The 19,579-nt window shown below is 35.1% G+C and carries 16 protein-coding genes and 2 tRNA genes; 9 read left to right on the forward strand and 9 right to left on the reverse strand.

Translation table 11 applies throughout. The annotated features are described in order from the left end of the window. Window positions 1–252: 252 nt before the first annotated feature. Entirely contained in the window at window positions 253–831 is a 579-nt protein-coding gene (locus ABD792_RS02315; protein ID WP_345004144.1) for a hypothetical protein, read from the forward strand. A 372-nt stretch (window positions 832–1,203) separates the two neighbouring features. Here the strand turns inward: ABD792_RS02315 and ABD792_RS02320 are convergent, their stop codons facing one another. The 7 genes from ABD792_RS02320 to mutS all read right to left on the reverse strand — a co-directional run bounded on the left by ABD792_RS02320 (window position 1,204) and on the right by mutS (window position 7,272). Continuing rightward, window positions 1,204–2,070, reverse strand: a complete 867-nt coding sequence (locus ABD792_RS02320; RefSeq protein ID WP_345004145.1) for a DUF4261 domain-containing protein — start codon at window positions 2,068–2,070, stop codon at window positions 1,204–1,206. A 48-nt stretch (window positions 2,071–2,118) separates the two neighbouring features. Then, window positions 2,119–2,664 (reverse strand): hypothetical protein, encoded by a 546-nt coding sequence (locus ABD792_RS02325; protein WP_345004146.1) that lies wholly within the window; start codon window positions 2,662–2,664, stop codon window positions 2,119–2,121. Between the two features lie 309 nt (window positions 2,665–2,973). Continuing rightward, complete coding sequence (locus ABD792_RS02330; protein WP_345004147.1) at window positions 2,974–3,354, reverse strand: hypothetical protein; 381 nt, start codon at window positions 3,352–3,354, stop codon at window positions 2,974–2,976. Further along, entirely contained in the window at window positions 3,351–3,791 is a 441-nt protein-coding gene (locus ABD792_RS02335) for a DUF1493 family protein (protein WP_345004148.1), read from the reverse strand. The genes ABD792_RS02330 and ABD792_RS02335 overlap by 4 nt, the downstream gene beginning before the upstream one ends. 544 nt (window positions 3,792–4,335) lie before the next feature. After that, window positions 4,336–4,420: transfer RNA gene (locus ABD792_RS02340), tRNA-Leu, on the reverse strand. 52 nt (window positions 4,421–4,472) lie between these two features. Then, window positions 4,473–4,544 (reverse strand) — tRNA-Gly (locus ABD792_RS02345). Window positions 4,545–4,659: 115 nt separating this feature from the next. Next, window positions 4,660–7,272 (reverse strand): DNA mismatch repair protein MutS, encoded by a 2,613-nt coding sequence (gene mutS / locus ABD792_RS02350; RefSeq protein WP_345004149.1) that lies wholly within the window; start codon window positions 7,270–7,272, stop codon window positions 4,660–4,662. Window positions 7,273–7,404: 132 nt separating this feature from the next. Here mutS and ABD792_RS02355 point away from each other — a divergent pair, with 132 nt between their 5' ends. The 4 genes from ABD792_RS02355 (at window position 7,405) to ABD792_RS02370 (ending at window position 11,369) form a co-directional block, all read left to right on the forward strand. Next, on the forward strand, window positions 7,405–7,944 hold the full coding sequence (locus ABD792_RS02355) for an RNA methyltransferase (RefSeq protein ID WP_345004150.1): 540 nt from the start codon (window positions 7,405–7,407) through the stop codon (window positions 7,942–7,944). Continuing rightward, window positions 7,945–8,604 carry a class I SAM-dependent methyltransferase gene (locus tag ABD792_RS02360; protein WP_345004151.1) on the forward strand — a complete coding sequence of 220 codons (660 nt, stop codon included), beginning with the start codon at window positions 7,945–7,947 and terminating at the stop codon, window positions 8,602–8,604. It abuts the gene before it with no gap. Window positions 8,605–8,754: 150 nt separating this feature from the next. Next, window positions 8,755–10,593, forward strand: a complete 1,839-nt coding sequence (locus ABD792_RS02365) for a sensor histidine kinase (RefSeq protein ID WP_345004152.1) — start codon at window positions 8,755–8,757, stop codon at window positions 10,591–10,593. Next, window positions 10,569–11,369, forward strand: coding sequence for a LytR/AlgR family response regulator transcription factor (locus tag ABD792_RS02370; protein WP_345004153.1), 801 nt, complete (start codon window positions 10,569–10,571; stop codon window positions 11,367–11,369). Before ABD792_RS02365 ends, ABD792_RS02370 begins: the two co-directional genes overlap by 25 nt. A gap of 49 nt (window positions 11,370–11,418) precedes the next feature. Here ABD792_RS02370 and folK read toward each other — a convergent pair whose 3' ends face one another. After that, window positions 11,419–12,549, reverse strand: coding sequence for a 2-amino-4-hydroxy-6-hydroxymethyldihydropteridine diphosphokinase (gene folK, locus ABD792_RS02375; RefSeq protein WP_345004154.1), 1,131 nt, complete (start codon window positions 12,547–12,549; stop codon window positions 11,419–11,421). 412 nt (window positions 12,550–12,961) lie between these two features. On the opposite strand from folK, the gene ABD792_RS02380 reads away from it, so the two are divergent. The 3 genes from ABD792_RS02380 (at window position 12,962) to rpsU (ending at window position 16,958) form a co-directional block, all read left to right on the forward strand. Continuing rightward, the gene (locus ABD792_RS02380; RefSeq protein WP_345004155.1) at window positions 12,962–13,669 is read left to right on the forward strand and encodes a queuosine precursor transporter; all 708 of its coding nucleotides are present in this window, start codon (window positions 12,962–12,964) and stop codon (window positions 13,667–13,669) included. Window positions 13,670–13,752: 83 nt separating this feature from the next. Further along, window positions 13,753–16,458, forward strand: a complete 2,706-nt coding sequence (locus ABD792_RS02385) for an AsmA-like C-terminal region-containing protein (protein ID WP_345004156.1) — start codon at window positions 13,753–13,755, stop codon at window positions 16,456–16,458. A gap of 305 nt (window positions 16,459–16,763) precedes the next feature. Beyond that, window positions 16,764–16,958: a 30S ribosomal protein S21 gene (gene rpsU, locus ABD792_RS02390; protein ID WP_345004158.1), complete on the forward strand. Its 195-nt coding sequence runs from the start codon at window positions 16,764–16,766 to the stop codon at window positions 16,956–16,958. A 38-nt stretch (window positions 16,959–16,996) separates the two neighbouring features. On the opposite strand, the gene ABD792_RS02395 is transcribed toward rpsU, so the two are convergent. Next, window positions 16,997–17,791, reverse strand: coding sequence for a DUF2797 domain-containing protein (locus ABD792_RS02395; RefSeq protein ID WP_345004159.1), 795 nt, complete (start codon window positions 17,789–17,791; stop codon window positions 16,997–16,999). A gap of 42 nt (window positions 17,792–17,833) precedes the next feature. On the opposite strand from ABD792_RS02395, the gene ABD792_RS02400 reads away from it, so the two are divergent. Then, complete coding sequence (locus ABD792_RS02400) at window positions 17,834–19,348, forward strand: GH3 auxin-responsive promoter family protein (RefSeq protein ID WP_345004160.1); 1,515 nt, start codon at window positions 17,834–17,836, stop codon at window positions 19,346–19,348. Window positions 19,349–19,579: the final 231 nt, after the last annotated feature.

Consider the following 19,579-nt stretch of genomic DNA (forward strand, 5'->3'; position numbering starts at 1 on the left):
CACGGTTTAAACCGAAATCAATGGCACAATGACTCCGAAATCGGTGGCACAAATCGAACTGAATTAGCCACCACCATATCATGCTATTGGCTGTGTGATATGGAATGGATTATTTATGCGTTTGGGTTTGGGTGTAATTTGTTAATAACTTGACTAATTATTAAATTAAAAACAAACAAAAAACTACTTTAAAAAAGTGTTTTTGAAGTTATTAGATTACTTTTAATAAAAATTGTTATCAATTATAAACGAATGAATTTTTATGAACATTGCAATATATGTATAAATTCAAAAACGAATTTACAGGATGGAATAACTTGTGGCTTAACTACCCAAAAACCTTCATTTGATGAAACATGCCCAGACATTAGATTTAATAAAGAATTTGAAAAAAAATTAGGGTTAATTCACATTGAAATAGAAAGACTTAAAAAAAGAAAAAGGTTAATCTACATTAAGTCATGTTTCTTTATGGTTTTAGGGTGCGGGTTAATGTTCGGAGCGAATTCATTAATGGAGATTACCCATAAGCCTAGTGTTTACGAATTCAAAATTAAATTAGCGATTATAGTAATAGGTTTTGCTTTAAGTAGCTTTGGATATAAAACTTTGCACCAATTCATTAAAAAAACAAAAAACTTTAAAGAGAAGAAAAATAAAATAGATTTATTGTTGAATAAATATCTAATTAAATATAGTTGCAATATAGATTTCGGTAAAAAATATCATGGAAATCAAGAAATAACATTCGAATTAAAAAGTGAAAACCACTTATTAAAAAACTCGAAAATCACCTATGAAATTAAGGATTATTTAGATTATGTCTTCTGAATGAAATTTAAAAAAGACGTTTAATCTTTTTCGGATTTCAATATTCTTTTAATTACTCTATATGCCCTTCTTAATTCTTTAAATTGAACTTTCATTAGCCAAATGTTTTACAACGGGAGACCTCGCAAAAGCCTCTTTCCTGAATAAAAGTAAGTGAATTAATTCAATTATATAGGCTGCAGCCCTTAAAAATTTTATGATTTGTAGTTTTAACTAAGTACGGTATATTCCGAAAAGGAGGTTAAAACATGCTGCCTATCCTGGCAACACACCATGTGATCAGGGAGTCCCGAAAAAACCATTGCATAAAACAAGACACCCCATAGTTGGCGAACCGACCCCATGAACGTTTAGTTATTGTGCACAGTATTTTTAATATTCAATTTTTAATGTTTTTCCTTCCAAAAACTTTCCTTTTGATTCGGAAATTTTTAGTTTTTGTTCAGCCGAAACCCCAATCGTTTCACCATCTTTTAACGTAACATTATAAGCTATAACATAATGAGCTAAATTAAACATCATTTCATTCAATTCTTCGATTGAGTTTTCTGAATCAACAATTTCCATTTCCATTTTACCAAAGTCAGCAAGTCCGTATGTATATACAGATTGTTTTCCGTTTTCTTTTCTTAAACCAAAATAAATCCAATTGTATAAAGGAAGATCTTCTTCGCTCATCATTTCCACATTCGCTTGATAAAAGTCCTTTTTTAGAACTAAAGTCCTACCTCCAATGTAAATTCCAATTGCTTTACTATTATTCATAACTGCAGAAGCAATTTTACTATATAACAAGTTTTCTTGAACTGGATTTTTTCCAGCATTCATAATTGATAAGACAATGTGTCCTTTATGTTTAGATGTTTCTTCAATTCCATTTTTCCAGAAATAATTGTATTCAGCTGTTCTTTCAACTTCTCCTTCTGGAATTGCAGCTGGAATATTAGCTATGGCAACATTGTAATCTCCAATTACTAATACAGCAGCTTTGTCATCAGCGTCATTATCATTCACTTTTAGTTTCCATTTTGTTTTTAACTCATTTACAGTCCCTTTTAAGTCAAATGAATTTGGGTCTTCTAAAAGAATCATTCCTAAAATTGCTGAATTCGTGTTAGATTCAGTCTTTTTCTCCTTTTTTAAAAAACTAAATAATCCCATTGATAGAATCCGATTAATATTATGGTTAGTGATTTTCTCATATTGTGCTGAACGTTCTGTATAAAATGTCGTAGCCATCACGAAGGGTGGCTATGCACTATACACATCTTTGTTGTAAAATATTTTTTATTCATCAAACAGTCCACGAGCAGTAAATACCCCTTTTTTCTTTTCGTTAAATAACTTTTCTATACTTTCTCCATTCAGTCCTTTCCAAGTTCCGTTTTTTGTTTTTTCTATTGGGTCATATTGATATTTCTGATGATAGAAATAACCTTTTTCTTTGTTTAAAGAAATGTATAAAATCACGTTTTTATAGTTTTCAAACCCTGGTCGCCCATAATGGTCATAAGCAACAAATTCAATTGTGTCTGTTTTCAAGTCGTTAAAAACATTTTTCACAACCTTATATTTGTTTTTGAATCCATTATCCATAACGTAGCTCATTCTCCGAATTGTATCTCCAGTTATTGAGTTGATTTCAATTCGAGTATTATTTTCATTTGGGTCGATTTCAATTACAGATATTTTTTCTCCGATAAAAGCATAAAGATTTACAGAATCATGACCTATTTTAAATTCCGATTCTTGTCCGACTTTAGTTGATTTACAACTAATCAGCATTATTAAAATTCCTAAAATCAGAATTATGTATTTTGTTCTAGCGTTCAATTCTTGTCAAATATTTGGCAACGGAAGACCTCGCAAAAAGCCTCTTACCTGAATAAAAATAAGAGAATTAATTCAATCATATAACTTATAAGCGCTTAAAGTTTTAAGATTTGTAGTTTTAACTAAGTACGGTATACTTCGAAAAGGCGGCTAAAACATGTAGTCTATCCCGGCAACACACCACATCCAGGGAGTCCCGAAAAAACCATTGCACAAAACAAGACAACCCTTCGATTGCACTTAGGACAGGCTCGGTGTTCATATTTGGCCGTACCGACCATACGAACACTTAGTTATTTTACAAAGTTTTTATTCATTTTTCCATTGTTCCAAGTCATCTACAGGATTTGGTAATCTACCATCTAACCATTTCATTAACGTTCCAGGTTTAAATTCCTTATCTTTTGTCTCAATTACCCAAGATAAGTAATCTTCTGGTCCGCCATTCATATAAGGTGCAGGTGACACAGGATAAAAAGCAGTTGGTAATCTTTCATTTATAGAAAGATAATTTACTATACATCCTAATTCTTGAACTACATTCCAAGCTAATTCATTTGTTATGTCAAGTTGAAACTTAACCCACCAAAACCCTGTATCATCAGAGCCGAATGAAATCGGTTTTATCATTGATGGAATTCTTTCAAGATATTGTATTAATGTCTTAAATGCCCTTTCATCTAATTTCATATTTCAACCAACGTGTTCTTTCGCAAACAAAATTCACCTTTTAATTTACATATTATTAAATCCCCAAATGTCAAATCCGTTCTTTCATTTTTCGTTGGGAGGAATGAGTTCTCAAATGGTGTTTTAACTTTTGGGAAAATCCATTTGATTATTCGAGCGACAATCCAAAAGGGTAAAGTCAGAAGTCCAATTAAGGCATCACTTCCATTAAAAAGTTCTACTTCACTTTCAAAATATTCACTATAATCAAATTTCTCGAAATTCAGATTGTGTTTTTTAACAAACTCTTCTAGCAGGAAATAATTATCATCTCCCCAAAGTCCTAAATCTTCCGCAATTTTAGTATTTAATCCGTTTACATTTTCCCCAGAAGCATTTTCAAGGTAATCTTTAATTTCTATATATGTCCTTCTTAATTCTTTAAATTGAACTTTCATTAGTCAAATGTTTTACAACGGGAGACCTCGCAAAAAGCCTCTTTCCTGAATAAAAGTAAGTGAATTAATTCAAATATGTAGCTATAAGCCCTTAAAATTTTAAGATTTGTAGTTTTAGCTAAAATTGAGACCTATAAAACCAAAAAATTAATAACAGTCTCGGAAGCTTTCGGGATCATTTTTTAACCAAAAGGTAAAAATGCGATGCGTTGAGCTAATTAAAACAAAACGAGCAAAATCGGAAGATGGCATTTAAAAAGGCTTAGTGCACAACAGCACTTTACCCCCAATACCGAGCCTTAAAACGGCTTGGTTCGGGATTCCTCCACCTTTCCTTCACCTTTCCTTCATATCTCCTTCACCTTTACTCCATATTAAAGGCATGGTAATGCACCATAAGTCACCCCATAGACGAACACTACAAGAACAAATAAAAACTTAAAACACCTCCTAAACCCAAAACAAGCCCCCCTTTACTTTCCAAAACACCTCCCTGCTTTAGGCCACAAAAAAAGCCTCTATCTTAAAAAGATAAAGGCTTTTGTACTGAAGGCGGGACTTGAACCCGCACGGCCATAATGGCCATTGGATTTTAAGTCCAACGTGTCTACCAATTCCACCACTTCAGCATACTTCGATTGCGCTCAGCACATCGACTTGGTATATTTTAGAAAGTTTCAGAGCGAAAGACGGGATTTGAACCCGCGACCCTCACCTTGGCAAGGTGATGCTCTACCCCTGAGCTACTTTCGCAGTATTGTTAAGAACCTAACCGCTTAAAGCGGCCTGCAATCTGTTATTGCGGTTGCAAATTTAGTATAAATCTTCGAATTCCAAAGCCTTTTTAAAAAAATAATTGAATTTATTTTTAAGCCTGTTTTTTCTTAACAAGCATGCGCTTAATCTCATTTAATTTCATCAAGGCCTCTACCGGTGTAAGTGTATCTATTTCAATATCTAATATTTCCTCCTTGATGTTTTCCAACAACGGATCGTCAAGATTAAAAAAGCTCAACTGCATTTCATCTTTTATCGACTTAACACTATCCGTAAGCTCTTCACTAGAATGCGAACGTTCCAATTTCTTTAAAATTTTGTTTGCCCGATGCAAAACCTGCTGTGGCATACCAGCCATTTTTGCTACATGGATTCCAAAACTATGCTCACTACCCCCTTCAACCAGCTTTCTTAAAAACAACACATTATCCTTTAATTCCTTTACCGAAACATTAAAGTTTTTAATACGCCCAAAAGTTTCGGTCATTTCATTAAGCTCATGATAATGCGTGGCAAATAAGGTTTTAGGTTTAGACGGGTGTTCATGCAAGTATTCGCTAATGGCCCAAGCTATGGAAATACCATCATACGTACTCGTGCCACGACCAATCTCATCCAATAAAACCAAGCTTCTGTCCGAAATATTATTTAAAATAGAAGCCGTCTCGTTCATCTCTACCATAAAAGTCGATTCGCCCATAGAAATATTGTCACTAGCCCCTACTCGTGTAAATATTTTATCAACCAAACCAATACGCGCCTCCTGGGCAGGCACAAAACTCCCTATTTGCGCTAACAATACAATAAGAGCTGTTTGACGCAAGATGGCCGATTTACCAGACATATTAGGTCCCGTAATCATGATGATTTGCTGGGTCGTTCTATCTAAAAACACGTTGTTGGTAATATAAGCCTCACCCAATGGCAATTGCTTTTCAATAACCGGATGACGACCTTCTTTAATATCCAAGTCGTACGAATCATCTATAGTTGGATACACGTAATTATTATCATTGGCCAATTGCGCAAAACCGCACAAGCAATCCAACTGCCCTATTAAATGCGCATTCTTTTGTACCGGTTTAATGTATTGATTAAGCCAAACCACCAAATCGGCAAACAATTGTTGCTCTATCTCCAAAATACGATCCTCAGCTCCCAGTATTTTTGCCTCATACTCTTTAAGCTCTTCCGTAATATAGCGTTCGGCACTCACCAATGTTTGCTTACGTATCCACTCGGCTGGCACTTTGTCCTTATGCGTATTACGCACCTCGATATAATACCCAAACACATTATTAGATGCTATCTTAAGGGACGTAATACCCGTACGCTCACTTTCGCGCTCCAACATCGCATCCAAATAATCTTTCCCAGATTTTGAAAGCCCTCGAAGCTCATCCAATTCCGAAGAAAAACCAGGCGCTATACTATTCCCCTTCAACACATTTACCGGAGCATCCTCATTAAGCATCTGTTTTACTTTCTCCCGAAGAGTCTCGCAACTTTGCAAATTATCGCCAATAGCTCTTAAAGAAGCATTATCACAATTAGAAGCCAAGGCCTTAATAGGCACGATAGCCTCCAATGAATTTTTAAGTTGAATAACCTCGCGCGGACTTACCTTTCCCGTAGCAACCTTAGAAATTAACCGTTCCAGATCACCTATATGCGTCACATGGTTTTGTATCTTTTGATGCGTGGTTATATCCTTTGTTAAAAAATCAACCACCTCATGGCGCTGTTTTATTTTATCCAAATTCTTTAGGGGCAGGGCCAACCACCGCTTTAACAAGCGTCCCCCCATAGGAGAAATAGTCTTGTCGATAACCTGTAACAGCGTTACTGCATTATGGTTGGTTGAATTGTACAGTTCAAGATTGCGAATCGTAAACTTATCCATCCACACATAATCATCCTCAGCAATTCTGGATATAGACGTAATGTGCTGTAGCTTATGATGCTGTGTTTCCGACAAATAATGTAAAATAGACCCCGAAGCAATAATACCTTCATACAAATGCTCAACCCCAAAACCCTTAAGCGTTTTAGTATCAAAATGCTTTAGCAGTGTTTCGTAAGCATAATCGGTTTGATATACCCAATCCTCCAGATAAAAAGTATGATAACCATCCCCAAACGTATCGTTAAAAACCGTACGCTTTTGTTTGGACACCAATACCTCACTCGGACTAAAATTCTGCAACAACTTATCAATATACTCGGCATTCCCTTGCGACGTTAAAAACTCTCCCGTTGAAATGTCTAAAAATGAAATCCCAATATGCTTTTTATCAAAATAAACCGAACATAAAAAATTATTGGACTTCGAGACCAATACCTCATCGTTTAAAGCGACTCCCGGAGTTACCAATTCGGTTACCCCCCGTTTTACGATCTTTTTCGTTAGCTTAGGATCCTCCAACTGGTCACAAATAGCCACACGCTCGCCCGCCTTTACCAACTTAGGCAAATAGGTATTTAATGAGTGATGTGGGAAGCCGGCCAAGGCCGTTTCACTTTCACTACCTGAGCCACGCTTGGTTAAGATAATCCCCAAAATACCTGCCGCTTTTACAGCATCCTCTCCAAAGGTCTCATAAAAATCGCCCACACGAAATAACAATAAGGCATCAGGGTATTTTGCTTTAATCGTATTATACTGCTTCATTAAAGGCGTTTCCTTTTTCGTTTTTTTAGCCAAGGGTCAAGAAATTTTTATGTTATTTTTGCAACTATTAGCAAGGGTTGCTAAAATACCATTATTTTGACCCTTTTTGAAATAGCCCACATAGAAGTTATCTACAATTACAAGTAGATTTTTAACAAAATACACATGCGTAAACTAAAGAACAGCGAATTAGACCGATTAAGCATCGAAGACTTTAAAAGCACAAATAAGACCCCTTTAATTATTGTCCTAGACAATATACGCAGCCTCAACAACATTGGTTCCGTTTTTAGAACCAGTGATGCCTTTTTAATCGAAAAGATCTATTTGTGCGGTATCACCGCTACCCCACCACACAAAGACATTCACAAAACCGCTTTGGGCAGTACCGAAACCGTTGCCTGGGAGTATGTAAAGGACACCTTGTCGCTAGTTGAAAAATTAAAAGCCCAAGACATAAAAGTTTGCGCCATCGAGCAAGCCGAAAACGCTACGATGCTCAACGACTTTGCCCCAGCCCCCAACACAAAATACGCACTGGTATTTGGCAACGAAGTAAAAGGAGTCGCCCAAGAAGTTGTTAGCAGCAGCGATACAGTAATAGAAATTCCGCAGTACGGCACCAAACACTCACTAAACATTTCGGTAAGTGCTGGCGTAGTGATATGGGATGTATTCAGTAAGTTAAAAGCTCATAAAAAATAGGTGGCAAAAAAAGTAAAGAAACCTTGGCCCACCAAAGATGCCATGACCCAGATTTATGATATAAAACTCTGGGGCGGCAACAATTTCGATTTTTATTCGGGAGAAGGCTCACATAACCCAGAAATTATAAGCCCTTATTTAGAACAAGTCACGTTATTTTTAAAGTCTTTTGACGAACCCATAACAGTTTGCGATCTAGGCTGTGGCGATTTTAATATTGGCAAACATTTAGTGCCCTATACAAAACAATATATTGCTGTTGACATTGTTGAAAAGTTAATCGACAGAAATAAAGAACGATACACAGCGCCTAACTTGGAATTCCACTGTCTCGATATTTCGAAAGACAAACTGCCTTCAGCAGATTGCATTATACTTAGGCAAGTATTACAACACTTATCCAACACTGAAATACAGGAGATAATTAAAAAAATAGCTACTTATAAATACATTATTCTAACAGAACATATACCTATAAACGACTTTATCCCTAACAAGGATATTATTTCTGGTCAAGGCATTAGAATAAAACAAAACAGTGGTGTTAATATTTTAGAAGCCCCTTTTAATCTTAAAATTAAAGAAGAAAAAACGCTAGACGAAATGTTTCTTGAAGACAGCAAAGGACGAATCACAACAATACTTTATAGATTATTTTAAAGTCTAGCAACCAAAATTTCTTTTTTTAACGTCAAACTTCTAACTTTAAATTTTCGCTATTTTATCAGAATATATTAACTGTTTGTCAGAAAACCTATAGAAAAAGAAAGTTGTCATTTTAAATTGGCTAACTGAATCAATACAAAAGCCATGAAAAAAACATTTTTTACCCTAACATGCATCTTTCTTTTAGTTAAAGTTCATTTTTGTTTAGCTCAAAACGCCAAAAACTCCATCCACACTTGGAACTTCATTGAGAAATTCTTAGTTAATGACTACTATACCGTAAGCAAATTTAGTGATGACATTAAAATTGGGCTTTCAGGTAACTATACAAAACAAGACTCCGTTTTTGTAGACCAGCTCGTAAATGATTTAAAAATAATAATCCAATCGACAGATATCAATCTTGTTTCAAACAACCAAAATTTTTCATTAACGATTAATGGCGATGACAAAAGAATGAGACTTTTCGATCAAGGAATTAAACGAGGTGGAGGTTTTAGCATGGATCATTTTAATGGTAAAATAGGTGAATTAAGAGTTAAACTAAATTTTAAAGACACTATCCCTCAACACATAAGAAATAAAGCGATACAATTTCACATAGTTAGACAACTAATACCAATAACCAAACTGTATTTTGACGCTATTGATAGTCCTAAAAAAAGAAGTGAGTACCCAAAGAACAATATAAATTCCGACGGTATATTTTCACATTCAAATTACAAAGACTCCCACTTTAATAGCTTTGACAAAAACATTATAAAAACCGTTTACTCCAAAAACTTCTATTTTAATTTCTATAAGGAAAACCCCATTATGCTATTTAAATATGCGCAAAGAACCTTATTAAAAAGTGCACAGGGTGCAATAACCCCAAGCAACCTACCAACCAACCTTGGCTCAATTGCATTAATCGTTTACACCACATTAATGATGGCGCTCTATAATTTTAAAAAAGAACACTTTAATTGGCTTAAAATATGCTTGAATGGCATTGTGCTATCGGTTACTTTATTTATCCTCTCAATAGACGAACTCATATACATAAGCAAATACAAAGAGCTTATAGCTCCATCCGCATTATCAATCTTCTTATTTCTGTACATCAGCTTATGCGGAATTTTCTCTGCAAGCATTTATTTCTTGATGACAAAGATTATATCTTTTAAAAAAAATGAAATAAAATCTACTTATGTCTTTCAATTTTTATCAATATTTATAAGTGGTTTAATTGGTATCTATTTACTGAAGGCGTCACTTCAAATTTCCGTTAATTATAGAAACCTTTTAATTATTTATATTTTTCTATTAGCTACAATTGAGGTTAGCATTAATTTCATAACCAACAGATCTAACAAAAAACTAAAAGAAAAGGAGCTACAACTAACCAAAATGGAAGCACTTAAAACTAAAGCAGAACTCCAAGCCATACAATCTAGAATAAACCCTCATTTTTTATATAATTCACTAAATTCAATTGCTTCATTGGCCATTAACAACCCTAACAAAACAAGAACAATGGCTCTATCTTTATCAGAATTTTGTCGATTTGCAATAAATAAAAACAATGAACACAACATCTTAATCGAAGATGAAATTAAAATGGTAGGCTCTTACCTTGAAATTGAAAAAATTAGATTTGAAAATAGATTGAATTTTTCATTAAAAATAAATGAAGACGCTAAAAAGAAGTCAATTCCCAAATTTATAATTCAACCTTTAATAGAAAATGCTATTAAGTACGGTTTTAACAAAACATCTAATACATGTAATGTGCAATTAATTGTTGAAATAGAGAATAATGGGATTTTAATTGATGTAATAGACGATGGTTCCGATTTCCCAGAAACTCCTATTTGCGGATATGGATTACAAAGTATTTATGATAAATTAGAAATCTTATACGGCACTAAAGCTAAAATAAACTGGACAAACGCTCCAATTAAAAAAGTTAGCGTATGGATTCCCATTACAAACAGTTAAACATAAACATGGAAGAAATAAAATACAGAACACTAATAATTGATGACGAACATCCTGCCAGAGAATTTATTAAAGAATTATTACAAGCTTATTCAAATGACTTTCAAATAATTGGAGAAGCCACAAATGGCATTGAAGCTATCCAACTAATCAAAGCTCTTAATCCTGATGTAATTTTTCTTGACATACAAATGTCTGGTAAAAATGGTTTTGAAGTTTTACAGTCTTTAGACAATATTCCCATGGTTATTTTCTGCACTGCATTCGACAACTATGCTTTACAAGCGTTTGAAACCAACAGCATTGATTATCTTGTAAAACCAATAAACCCAATACGCTTTAAAAACGCGATAAAAAAGTTAAAAAACTTAAACAATCCAAAAGAACATAATAAAATAAAAAAACTAATTCAAACCTATATTTCAAAGCAAACTTCAAATCCACCTACTTCATTGCCCGTTAGAATAGGAGACAGAATTGTTTTTATTAAAATTGATGAAATAGCTTTTTTTAAAGCAAAAGACAAATATGTAGAAATACACAACTTAATGGGTAAGTCCTATATTCTTGACCAAAGTTTGATCATATTGGAACAAAAATTACCTGAACACTTTATAAGGGTACAACGGTCTTACATCATTAACACAAATAAAATTGTAGAGATAAAAAAATACGCGATAGGCAAATACATTTTACTCATGGACGATGTTTATAATACAAAAATAATTAGTGGGAAAAACTATTCTACAACTATTAATAACTTAACAAAAATATAAAAACAGCAAACTATTCCTTTTAGAGTTTACCCGAATTTTGTTACTCCCCTTAACCAAAGACCTCCCCCAATACCCACAAATAGTCTTCACGATTTTTAACAAAATCCCTATCAGTAATATCGATGATCTTCACCTCAACATCTGCCTGATTTTTTAAAAACTCGAGATATCCAGCATTGATCTTTTCAAGATAGTCATTGGCAATATCTTGTTCGTAATGACGCCCCCGGGCTTTTATGTTTGCCTGTAAACGCGCAGTACTTTGATATAAGAATACGTACAAATCCGGTTTTATAAGGTTTCTATGCATTAGATCAAAAAGCTTTCCATACAAATTAAACTCATCCTCAGACAACGTAACCTTAGAAAAAATTAGGGACTTAAACACATCGTAATCACTAATAATAAAATCCTTAAACATATCAAGCTGTAACAAATCCTCATGTATCTGCTGATAACGATCGGCCAAAAAAGACATTTCCAAAGGAAACGCATAGCGCTGCATATCTTCATAGAATTTTGGCAAGAAAGGATTGTCGGCAAAACGTTCCAAAATCAATGTCGCACTAAAATCATTAGCCATTTTCGTTGCCAAACTCGTTTTTCCCGCTCCTATATTCCCTTCAACAGCAATATATTTATACTTAGACAGATTATAACGACCCCTTGGACTATTAAGGTTCTGGGAAATGGGCTCCAAAACAGATGTATCCCCACAACTTGCCAATAATTCACTAACTGTTTTATGCAATATGGGATGTACCATATTAGGAACTATGTCGTGCAATGGCAACAACACAAATTGACGTTTGCTCATTTCGGGATGTGGCACCTCAAGGGTATCGGTCGAAATAATATCCTCTTCAGAAAATATAATATCCAAATCGACAGTACGGGCCTGATACCCCTCTACACCTTCTGCACGCACACGCCCCAAGGAAACTTCAATGGCTAAAAGTGCGTGCAATACTGCTTCAGGCTCCAAATCACTGTTCAAAACCAAACAAGCATTCAGGAAATCATCACCATCAAAACCAAATGCTGGTGATGCATAAACTTTCGAAATGGCCTTAACCGTTCCTATTTTAAAATGCATCGCCTCAACCGCTTTTTGGAGGTTTTGCAATTTATCCCCCTTATTACTCCCCAGGGCAATATAATATGTTCTTGATCGCTTCATAAGAAAAAGCAAATTACCGAAAAGTAAATGGTTTCCTTTATATTTACTAGGCGTATTTTTTAACAAATTGAATGATGCGGTTCAAACTCTTTGAGTACAAATATTTAAATTAAACAAACAATGAAATCTTCAAAACCATGCTCGCACTACCACCCCCGCTAGACATAAAACCAAATGAAATAAGCCAATGTCAAATCGAGTGTTTTTTCTGTGGCACAAAGAAAAAATGTATCGAGATTCTAATGAAAGTAAAATACTGTGGGGCTAGCGCACGAAGTACCTAAAGAAATTTATTTCTTGATTTCGAGGCAAATCTTAGAGCATTTAAATCTCAATTATCAAGTAAAACAATTACAGCTTCCTTATTCACTACCCAACCAAAACATTTAATATATTTAAACAACAAGACCATATGACTTCAAAAGACAAACTAGCCGCCCAACGTATCTATATCCTTTTAGGAGCCTTGTTTATTACATCGCTTGTGGTATCCAACCTCATCTTTCAAAAATTCTTCTTTTGGTATCCTATTGACGTATCGGTTTTTGGGAGCAAACTCTTTGTTGTTTCGGTTGGCATACTCCCTTACCCTATTACTTTCCTAATTACCGACCTCATTAGTGAAATTTATGGAAAAAAGCGGGCTAACGATATTGTTGTCACAGGTATTTTTGCCTCCCTTTTCTCTGTATTGATCGTATATGTAGCCGATATTGTACCTGCCTTCCCCGATTCGCCTATAAACGACACCACTTTTACAAACGTTTTTGGACGTACCATTTTAGCTGTAGGCGCGAGTATGACAGCTTATTTATTTGCACAGTTTATAGACATTCGTATTTATCATTTCTGGAAACATTTAACCCAAGGCAAACACTTATGGCTACGCAACAATTTCTCCACTTGGCTTTCGCAATTTGTCGACACGTTTTCTGTTGTATTTCTACTATGCGCATTCGAAGTACTTCCCTGGAGCAGCTTTAAAGGGCTTTTGCTTAGCGGCTTCATCTTTAAAGTATTGGTAGCCTTATGCGACACGCCTTTTTTATATTTAGGCGTCTTTCTTTTTAAAAAGCGTTTCAAGCTAAAACGAAATGAAGAAATCAACCTAATCACTTAATTTTAATAAATCTTAACAATAAAGACAGATAACATTTCATCTTTTAGCATCATTTTTGCGTATATATGTAATAAAACCAAATCATGAAAAAAGCTTTAAAAATTACAGGTATTACACTACTAATAATTATCGCTCTTTTAATCGCCCTCCCACTAGCCTTTAAGTCACAAATTAAGGATATGGTTAAGCGCTTTATAAACGACAACCTTAATGCACATGTAGAATTTAGTGATGTAAGCCTTAGCTTTATAAAGAACTTCCCCCAAGCACATATTGGTGTTAATGATCTCGTAATAACCAATTTTGAACCCTTTAAAGACGAAATCCTTACCTCTGTTAAGAACATAGCTTTTACCATGTCTGTTAAAGAATTATTTAAAACAGCAAACGAAGGGCCATTAACCGTTAATGCCATTTATGTAAATGAAGCTATTTTAAACTTAAAAACCGACAAGAACGGAAATGTTAATTACGACATCGCCAAACCTTCCGAAGACACCCCTTCCAAAACCAACGAAAACAGTTTTTCATTCGACATTCAAGATTACAAAATAATCAATAGCAGCCTAAGCTATAATGATGCTAGTTCCAAGATGAACATGTACATCTCAAATTTAAACCATCAAGGCAAAGGCACCTTTTCTGCCGACATCTCAGAATTGGATACGAGTACCGAAGCACTGGTAAGCTTTAGCATGGACAGCACCAATTACCTTAACAACAACAGTATTAAACTAGACGCAGTCATAGGACTCGACTTAAACAACAACAAATACACCTTTAAAGACAACAAAGGTTTTGTCAATCAATTACCCATCGAATTTTCAGGCTATGTACAATCACTGGATAACGGACAAAATATTGACATTACTTTCGAAAACCCCGAATCTGACTTTAAAAACTTTTTAGCCCTCATCCCGGAAAACTACTCTAAAAATATTGAAGATGTAGAAACTACTGGCGACTTTAAAGTAAAAGGCATCGTTAAAGGCATGGTAACAGAAAAAACCATTCCTACTATAGATATCGCAATTTCATCAAACAATGCATCATTTAAATACCCCAAACTCCCCAAACGTGTCGACAATATCGTAATCAATACCCAGATAAAAAACACCTCTGGCAAACCAGATGACACCTATATAGACCTAAAAACCTTAAACTTTAAAATAGATGAAGACGTTTTCAAGGCTTCTGCCACTTTAAGTAACCTAACCAAGAACATGTTGGTCAATGCAAATATTGACGGTATTCTAAACCTGGAGAATATTGCCAAAGTATACCCTATTGAGTTAGACACCCCTTTAAGTGGCATTTTAAAAGCCAAACTCAATACAGCTTTCGACATGAATGCTATTGAGACCAACACCTACGCTCGCATAAAGAACAATGGTTCTCTAGACATCAGCAATTTTATATTCTCTTCAGAAGACATTGTAAATCCCATCCATATTTCACAAGCAAATATGACCTTTAACCCCGGAACAATAAACCTAAATAATTTCAAGGCTAAAACAGGGGACAGTGATTTAAACGCTACTGGAACGATCCAGAATCTATTAGGGTTCCTGTTAAGCGACAACACCTTACAAGGTAACTTTACGCTCTCATCAAACTTGTTTAAGGTAAGTGATTTTATGACCGAATCGGAAACTTCCGCGAACGATAAAACGGCTACTACCGAAGCCTTAAAAATCCCGAAATTTCTTGATTGCACCATAAATGCAAGTGCCCAAACCGTTGTTTACGACAACTTAAACCTAAAAGACGTAAAAGGCACACTTATTTTAAAAGACCAACAAGCTACATTAAAAGACATGTCGTCAAGTATATTTAACGGAAAACTGGCCGTTAATGGTATTGTTTCCACACAAACCGAAACACCCAGTTTTCAAATGAACCTGGGAGCTGATGGTTTTGATATCTCCGAATCCTTTACAGGAATGGCACTACTTCAAAATCTAGCACCCATTGCCAAATTACTACAAGGCAAACTAAACACAAACATCGGGTTATCCGGCAATCTGGATAATGAATTTACACCCCAGCTCAACTCCCTTTCTGGTAACGCAATTGCCGAATTACTGGCTACAAAAATTAGCCCAGACCAAACCGCATTATTTTCGAAACTAGAAGGCGCATTAAACTTTGTCGATTTCAACAAATTAGACCTCAAAGATTTAAAAACCAAATTCGAGTTTAATAATGGACAGGTAAGCGTAAAGCCGTTTCAAGTAAAATATCAAGATATCACAATTGACATTTCGGGCTCTCACGGATTTGACAAAAAATTAAATTACAATGCCGTTTTTAACGTACCTGCCAAATACCTTGGCAATGAAGTAAATCAATTAATTGCTAAAATAGACAGCGAAGAAACAAATAAAATAAGCATACCTATAACCGCCAACATTAGTGGTTCGTTAACGACCCCCAATGTTAAAACAGACCTGACAAACAGCGTTTCCAACCTAACCAAACAACTGGTTGAAATTCAAAAGCAAAAACTCCTTAACCAAGGCAAGGATAAAGTAAAAAACATGCTCGGTGATCTTATAGGCAGCAACCAATCGAAATCGGATTCACTTAAAAAGCAACAAAACACCAATGTAAAAGACATCGTATCCGGTATTTTTGGATCAACCCAAACAAAGACAGATTCCATTAGTGTTAATACGCCAAAAACAGACTCTACGAACACCAAATCCGATCAAACAAAAGAAACTGTTAAAAATGTACTTGGTGGATTATTGGGCAAAACAAAAAAAACAAAGGACACAGTCAACTAACGTAGTCACATCCTAAAAATAAAGTCCCGGGGTTTTTCTAGTTATTATTAATAAAAAAGCTTATCTTGTAAAAAGTACTACTTATATAAATATAACTTACGGTCATTAAAATTTCGAGAAACGTCTCCTTAAAGCAAAGCCTCTTAGCTAACTGCTTCTTATTAAGGATACTGTCATCGCTTTTATCTATTTACGAACACGATGACAACTCAACGTAAAGTGATTACTGTTTGAATATAACTCTAAACTATGTACTATGTGTTTGGGATAATCCCACAACACCAATTAATTAATTTAAATTATTTATGTTAAAAATTATTGTAAAAGAAGGCGAAAATATTGAACGTGCCTTAAAACGTTACAAAAGAAAACACAGAAACATTAAAGTCATGCAAAACTTAAGGGACGGACAGTTCTTTACTAAACCTTCTGTTAAAAGACGTCGTGAAATCCAAAAAGCATCGTACATTCAAAGCCTAAGAGATCAAGAAGACATATAATATAAAATCCCCTACTTACAAGATGTTGTGAGTGGGGGTTAATTTATAGAAATGGCAACAACCAAGCCTTCATTAGCACGAATGTTAAAAACAGTATTATCCTCAAATATCAAGTATTGCCCCTTAACACCAACGAGAGTTCCTGTATAACTTTGCTCTTTCTCTATATTAAGACTTTTTGGTTTTAACGGGTACTGCTGAACGGGAAACTCTAAATTTGTTTCCATATTGTTTTCTATAAAATAGTCGGTTACCTCATCTGGCAAATATGCTTTTAAGCGTTCACGCCACACCACAAGATCCTCATCTTCAATATCATTTTTAAGCATTTTACGCCAATTGGTTTTATCAGACACATGATCCTTTAAGGCTACTTCGGTAATACCCGCCAAATAACGATTGGGCACCTCAACAATTTCTATGGCTTCGTGTGCACCTTGGTCGATCCAACGTGTTGGCACTTGGCTTTTACGCGTTACCCCCACCTTTACATTACTGGAATTAGCCAAATAGACAATATGAGGCTGTAGCTGCACCTGCTTTTCAAAAGCCAGATCGCGATCTTCCTTATCCAAATGCGCCGTGCTTAATTCGGGACGCATTACCCAATCGGCTGCTTGGGGCACATCATAAAAACAGCTTTTACAAAACCCCTGCCTATAAATAGGCTTATCCAATTCGCAGTTTAAGCATTGGTATTTAACAAATTGAATGCTAATGTTTTTACCTAGCAACTGATTCATATTTAAAAAGTCATTTTCGAACACTAAATAATATTGAATTGGCTGCGAAAATTCGCTTTCCATTTTTGTTAAAACACCTTGGTAGGTCATAAAAAAAAGTATTATTTTTAAAAAATTAAAGATAATACAAATATGCCAATTACCTTAGTAAATTCTGTTGCTTCTTGGTTTCTAAAAAAACGCTTTCATCAAATCGATTTGTTTTTAAAATACCCCAATGAAGTACAGAATGAACTCCTGCTAAACCTCATTGACATTGCTAAAGACACCCATATTGGGAAACAATACGATTTTGCTTCAATAACCAACTACAGGACATTCGCCGAACGTATTCCCGTTACAAATTACGAGGGCTACCAAAGTCTTATTGAGCGCTCCCGATTAGGTGAAAACAATATTTTTTGGCCCAGTCCCATAAAATGGTTTGCCAAATCCAGTGGCACTACAAATGCGAAAAGTAAATTCATACCCGTTAGTATCGAATCGTTAGAGGATTGCCATTATGCTGCCAGTAAGGATTTATTGTGTATGTACTTAAACAACAATGAGGATTCACAGCTATTTACGGGCAAAAGTTTAAGATTAGGAGGCAGCAAAGAGCTTTACAGGGAAAACGGCACCGTGTTTGGCGACCTATCGGCTATTTTAATAGACAACATGCCTTTTTGGGCCGAGTTTAGCAGCACACCTAGCAACAAAGTTTCTTTAATGAGCGATTGGGAACACAAAATGCAAGCGATTGTAGATGAAACCATTAAAGAAAATGTAACGAGTTTGGCCGGCGTTCCTTCGTGGATGCTGGTCTTGCTTAATCAGGTATTAGAGACTACTGGTAAACAAAGTCTATTTGATGTGTGGCCCAACCTAGAGGTCTATTTTCATGGTGGAGTGAGCTTTACCCCATATAAGGATCAATATAAAAAAATACTTCCCAAACCAGATTTTAGGTACTACGAGATTTACAATGCCTCGGAAGGTTTTTTTGCCATTCAGGACAGGAACAATTCCGGTGAACTCTTACTCATGTTGGATTATGGTATTTTTTATGAATTTATTCCTATGGACAATTACGGCACTCCAGAGGAAAAAATTATCCCTCTTAGCGAGGTTAAGATCAATAAAAACTATGCTATGGTCATCACAACCAATGCAGGACTTTGGCGCTATAAAATTGGAGATACTGTTCGATTCACCTCAACCAACCCATACCGCATAAAAGTTTCTGGACGTACCAAGCATCATATTAATGTATTCGGAGAGGAGCTCATTATTGAAAATGCCGAAGAAGCCTTGAAAAAAGTTTGCAAGCGCACCAAATCGGAAATAGTAGACTATACAGCTGCCCCCATCTTTATGGATGGTAAAGAAAAAGGCGCCCACGAATGGCTTATTGAGTTCAAAACACCTCCTAAAGACATAGATTACTTCAATGAATTATTCGATAATGCATTAAAAGCGTTAAACTCCGATTATGAAGCTAAACGCTATAACAACCTAACACTCAACAAGCCCAAGATCCATATGGCACGCAAACACTTGTTTTACGACTGGTTAAAAGCAAACAACAAGCTTGGGGGACAACACAAAATACCAAGACTTTCCAACACGCGCGACTATATAAATGACTTGCTTCGTTTAAATTACTAAAAGCACCAATATTATCGACAAAATGTAGTGGGCTTCGTTTTTAAACGAGTTTATTGGGCTATTATCTAAAAGCCCAATTTATACTTTGCACAGTCTTTAATTAAGTCTATTTTTGATCAAGTTCTAAAGCCAACTTGACTTATAAATAGTCATACTCTCAAAGTTTATTTATAAAACAAATTGATAAAGATTTAGAACAGCATTAAAAGATAAAATATCCATAATGCCTAT

It is taken from the genome of Snuella lapsa, assembly GCF_039539345.1.
GTDB lineage: Bacteria > Bacteroidota > Bacteroidia > Flavobacteriales > Flavobacteriaceae > Snuella > Snuella lapsa.

What these genes read in the sequence shown, in the direction of transcription:
- rpsU (WP_345004158.1), top strand. Translation starts at nt 16,764, where the DNA reads ATGTTAAAAATTATTGTAAAAGAAGGCGAAAATATTGAACGTGCCTTA.
- ABD792_RS02385 (WP_345004156.1), top strand. Translation starts at nt 13,753, where the DNA reads ATGAAAAAAGCTTTAAAAATTACAGGTATTACACTACTAATAATTATC.
- ABD792_RS02335 (WP_345004148.1), bottom strand. Translation starts at nt 3,791, where the DNA reads ATGAAAGTTCAATTTAAAGAATTAAGAAGGACATATATAGAAATTAAA.
- ABD792_RS02365 (WP_345004152.1), top strand. Translation starts at nt 8,755, where the DNA reads ATGAAAAAAACATTTTTTACCCTAACATGCATCTTTCTTTTAGTTAAA.
- ABD792_RS02315 (WP_345004144.1), top strand. Translation starts at nt 253, where the DNA reads ATGAATTTTTATGAACATTGCAATATATGTATAAATTCAAAAACGAAT.
- ABD792_RS02320 (WP_345004145.1), bottom strand. Translation starts at nt 2,070, where the DNA reads ATGGCTACGACATTTTATACAGAACGTTCAGCACAATATGAGAAAATC.
- ABD792_RS02380 (WP_345004155.1), top strand. Translation starts at nt 12,962, where the DNA reads ATGACTTCAAAAGACAAACTAGCCGCCCAACGTATCTATATCCTTTTA.
- folK (WP_345004154.1), bottom strand. Translation starts at nt 12,549, where the DNA reads ATGAAGCGATCAAGAACATATTATATTGCCCTGGGGAGTAATAAGGGG.
- ABD792_RS02355 (WP_345004150.1), top strand. Translation starts at nt 7,405, where the DNA reads ATGCGTAAACTAAAGAACAGCGAATTAGACCGATTAAGCATCGAAGAC.
- ABD792_RS02330 (WP_345004147.1), bottom strand. Translation starts at nt 3,354, where the DNA reads ATGAAATTAGATGAAAGGGCATTTAAGACATTAATACAATATCTTGAA.
- ABD792_RS02395 (WP_345004159.1), bottom strand. Translation starts at nt 17,791, where the DNA reads ATGACCTACCAAGGTGTTTTAACAAAAATGGAAAGCGAATTTTCGCAG.
- ABD792_RS02400 (WP_345004160.1), top strand. Translation starts at nt 17,834, where the DNA reads ATGCCAATTACCTTAGTAAATTCTGTTGCTTCTTGGTTTCTAAAAAAA.
- ABD792_RS02370 (WP_345004153.1), top strand. Translation starts at nt 10,569, where the DNA reads ATGGATTCCCATTACAAACAGTTAAACATAAACATGGAAGAAATAAAA.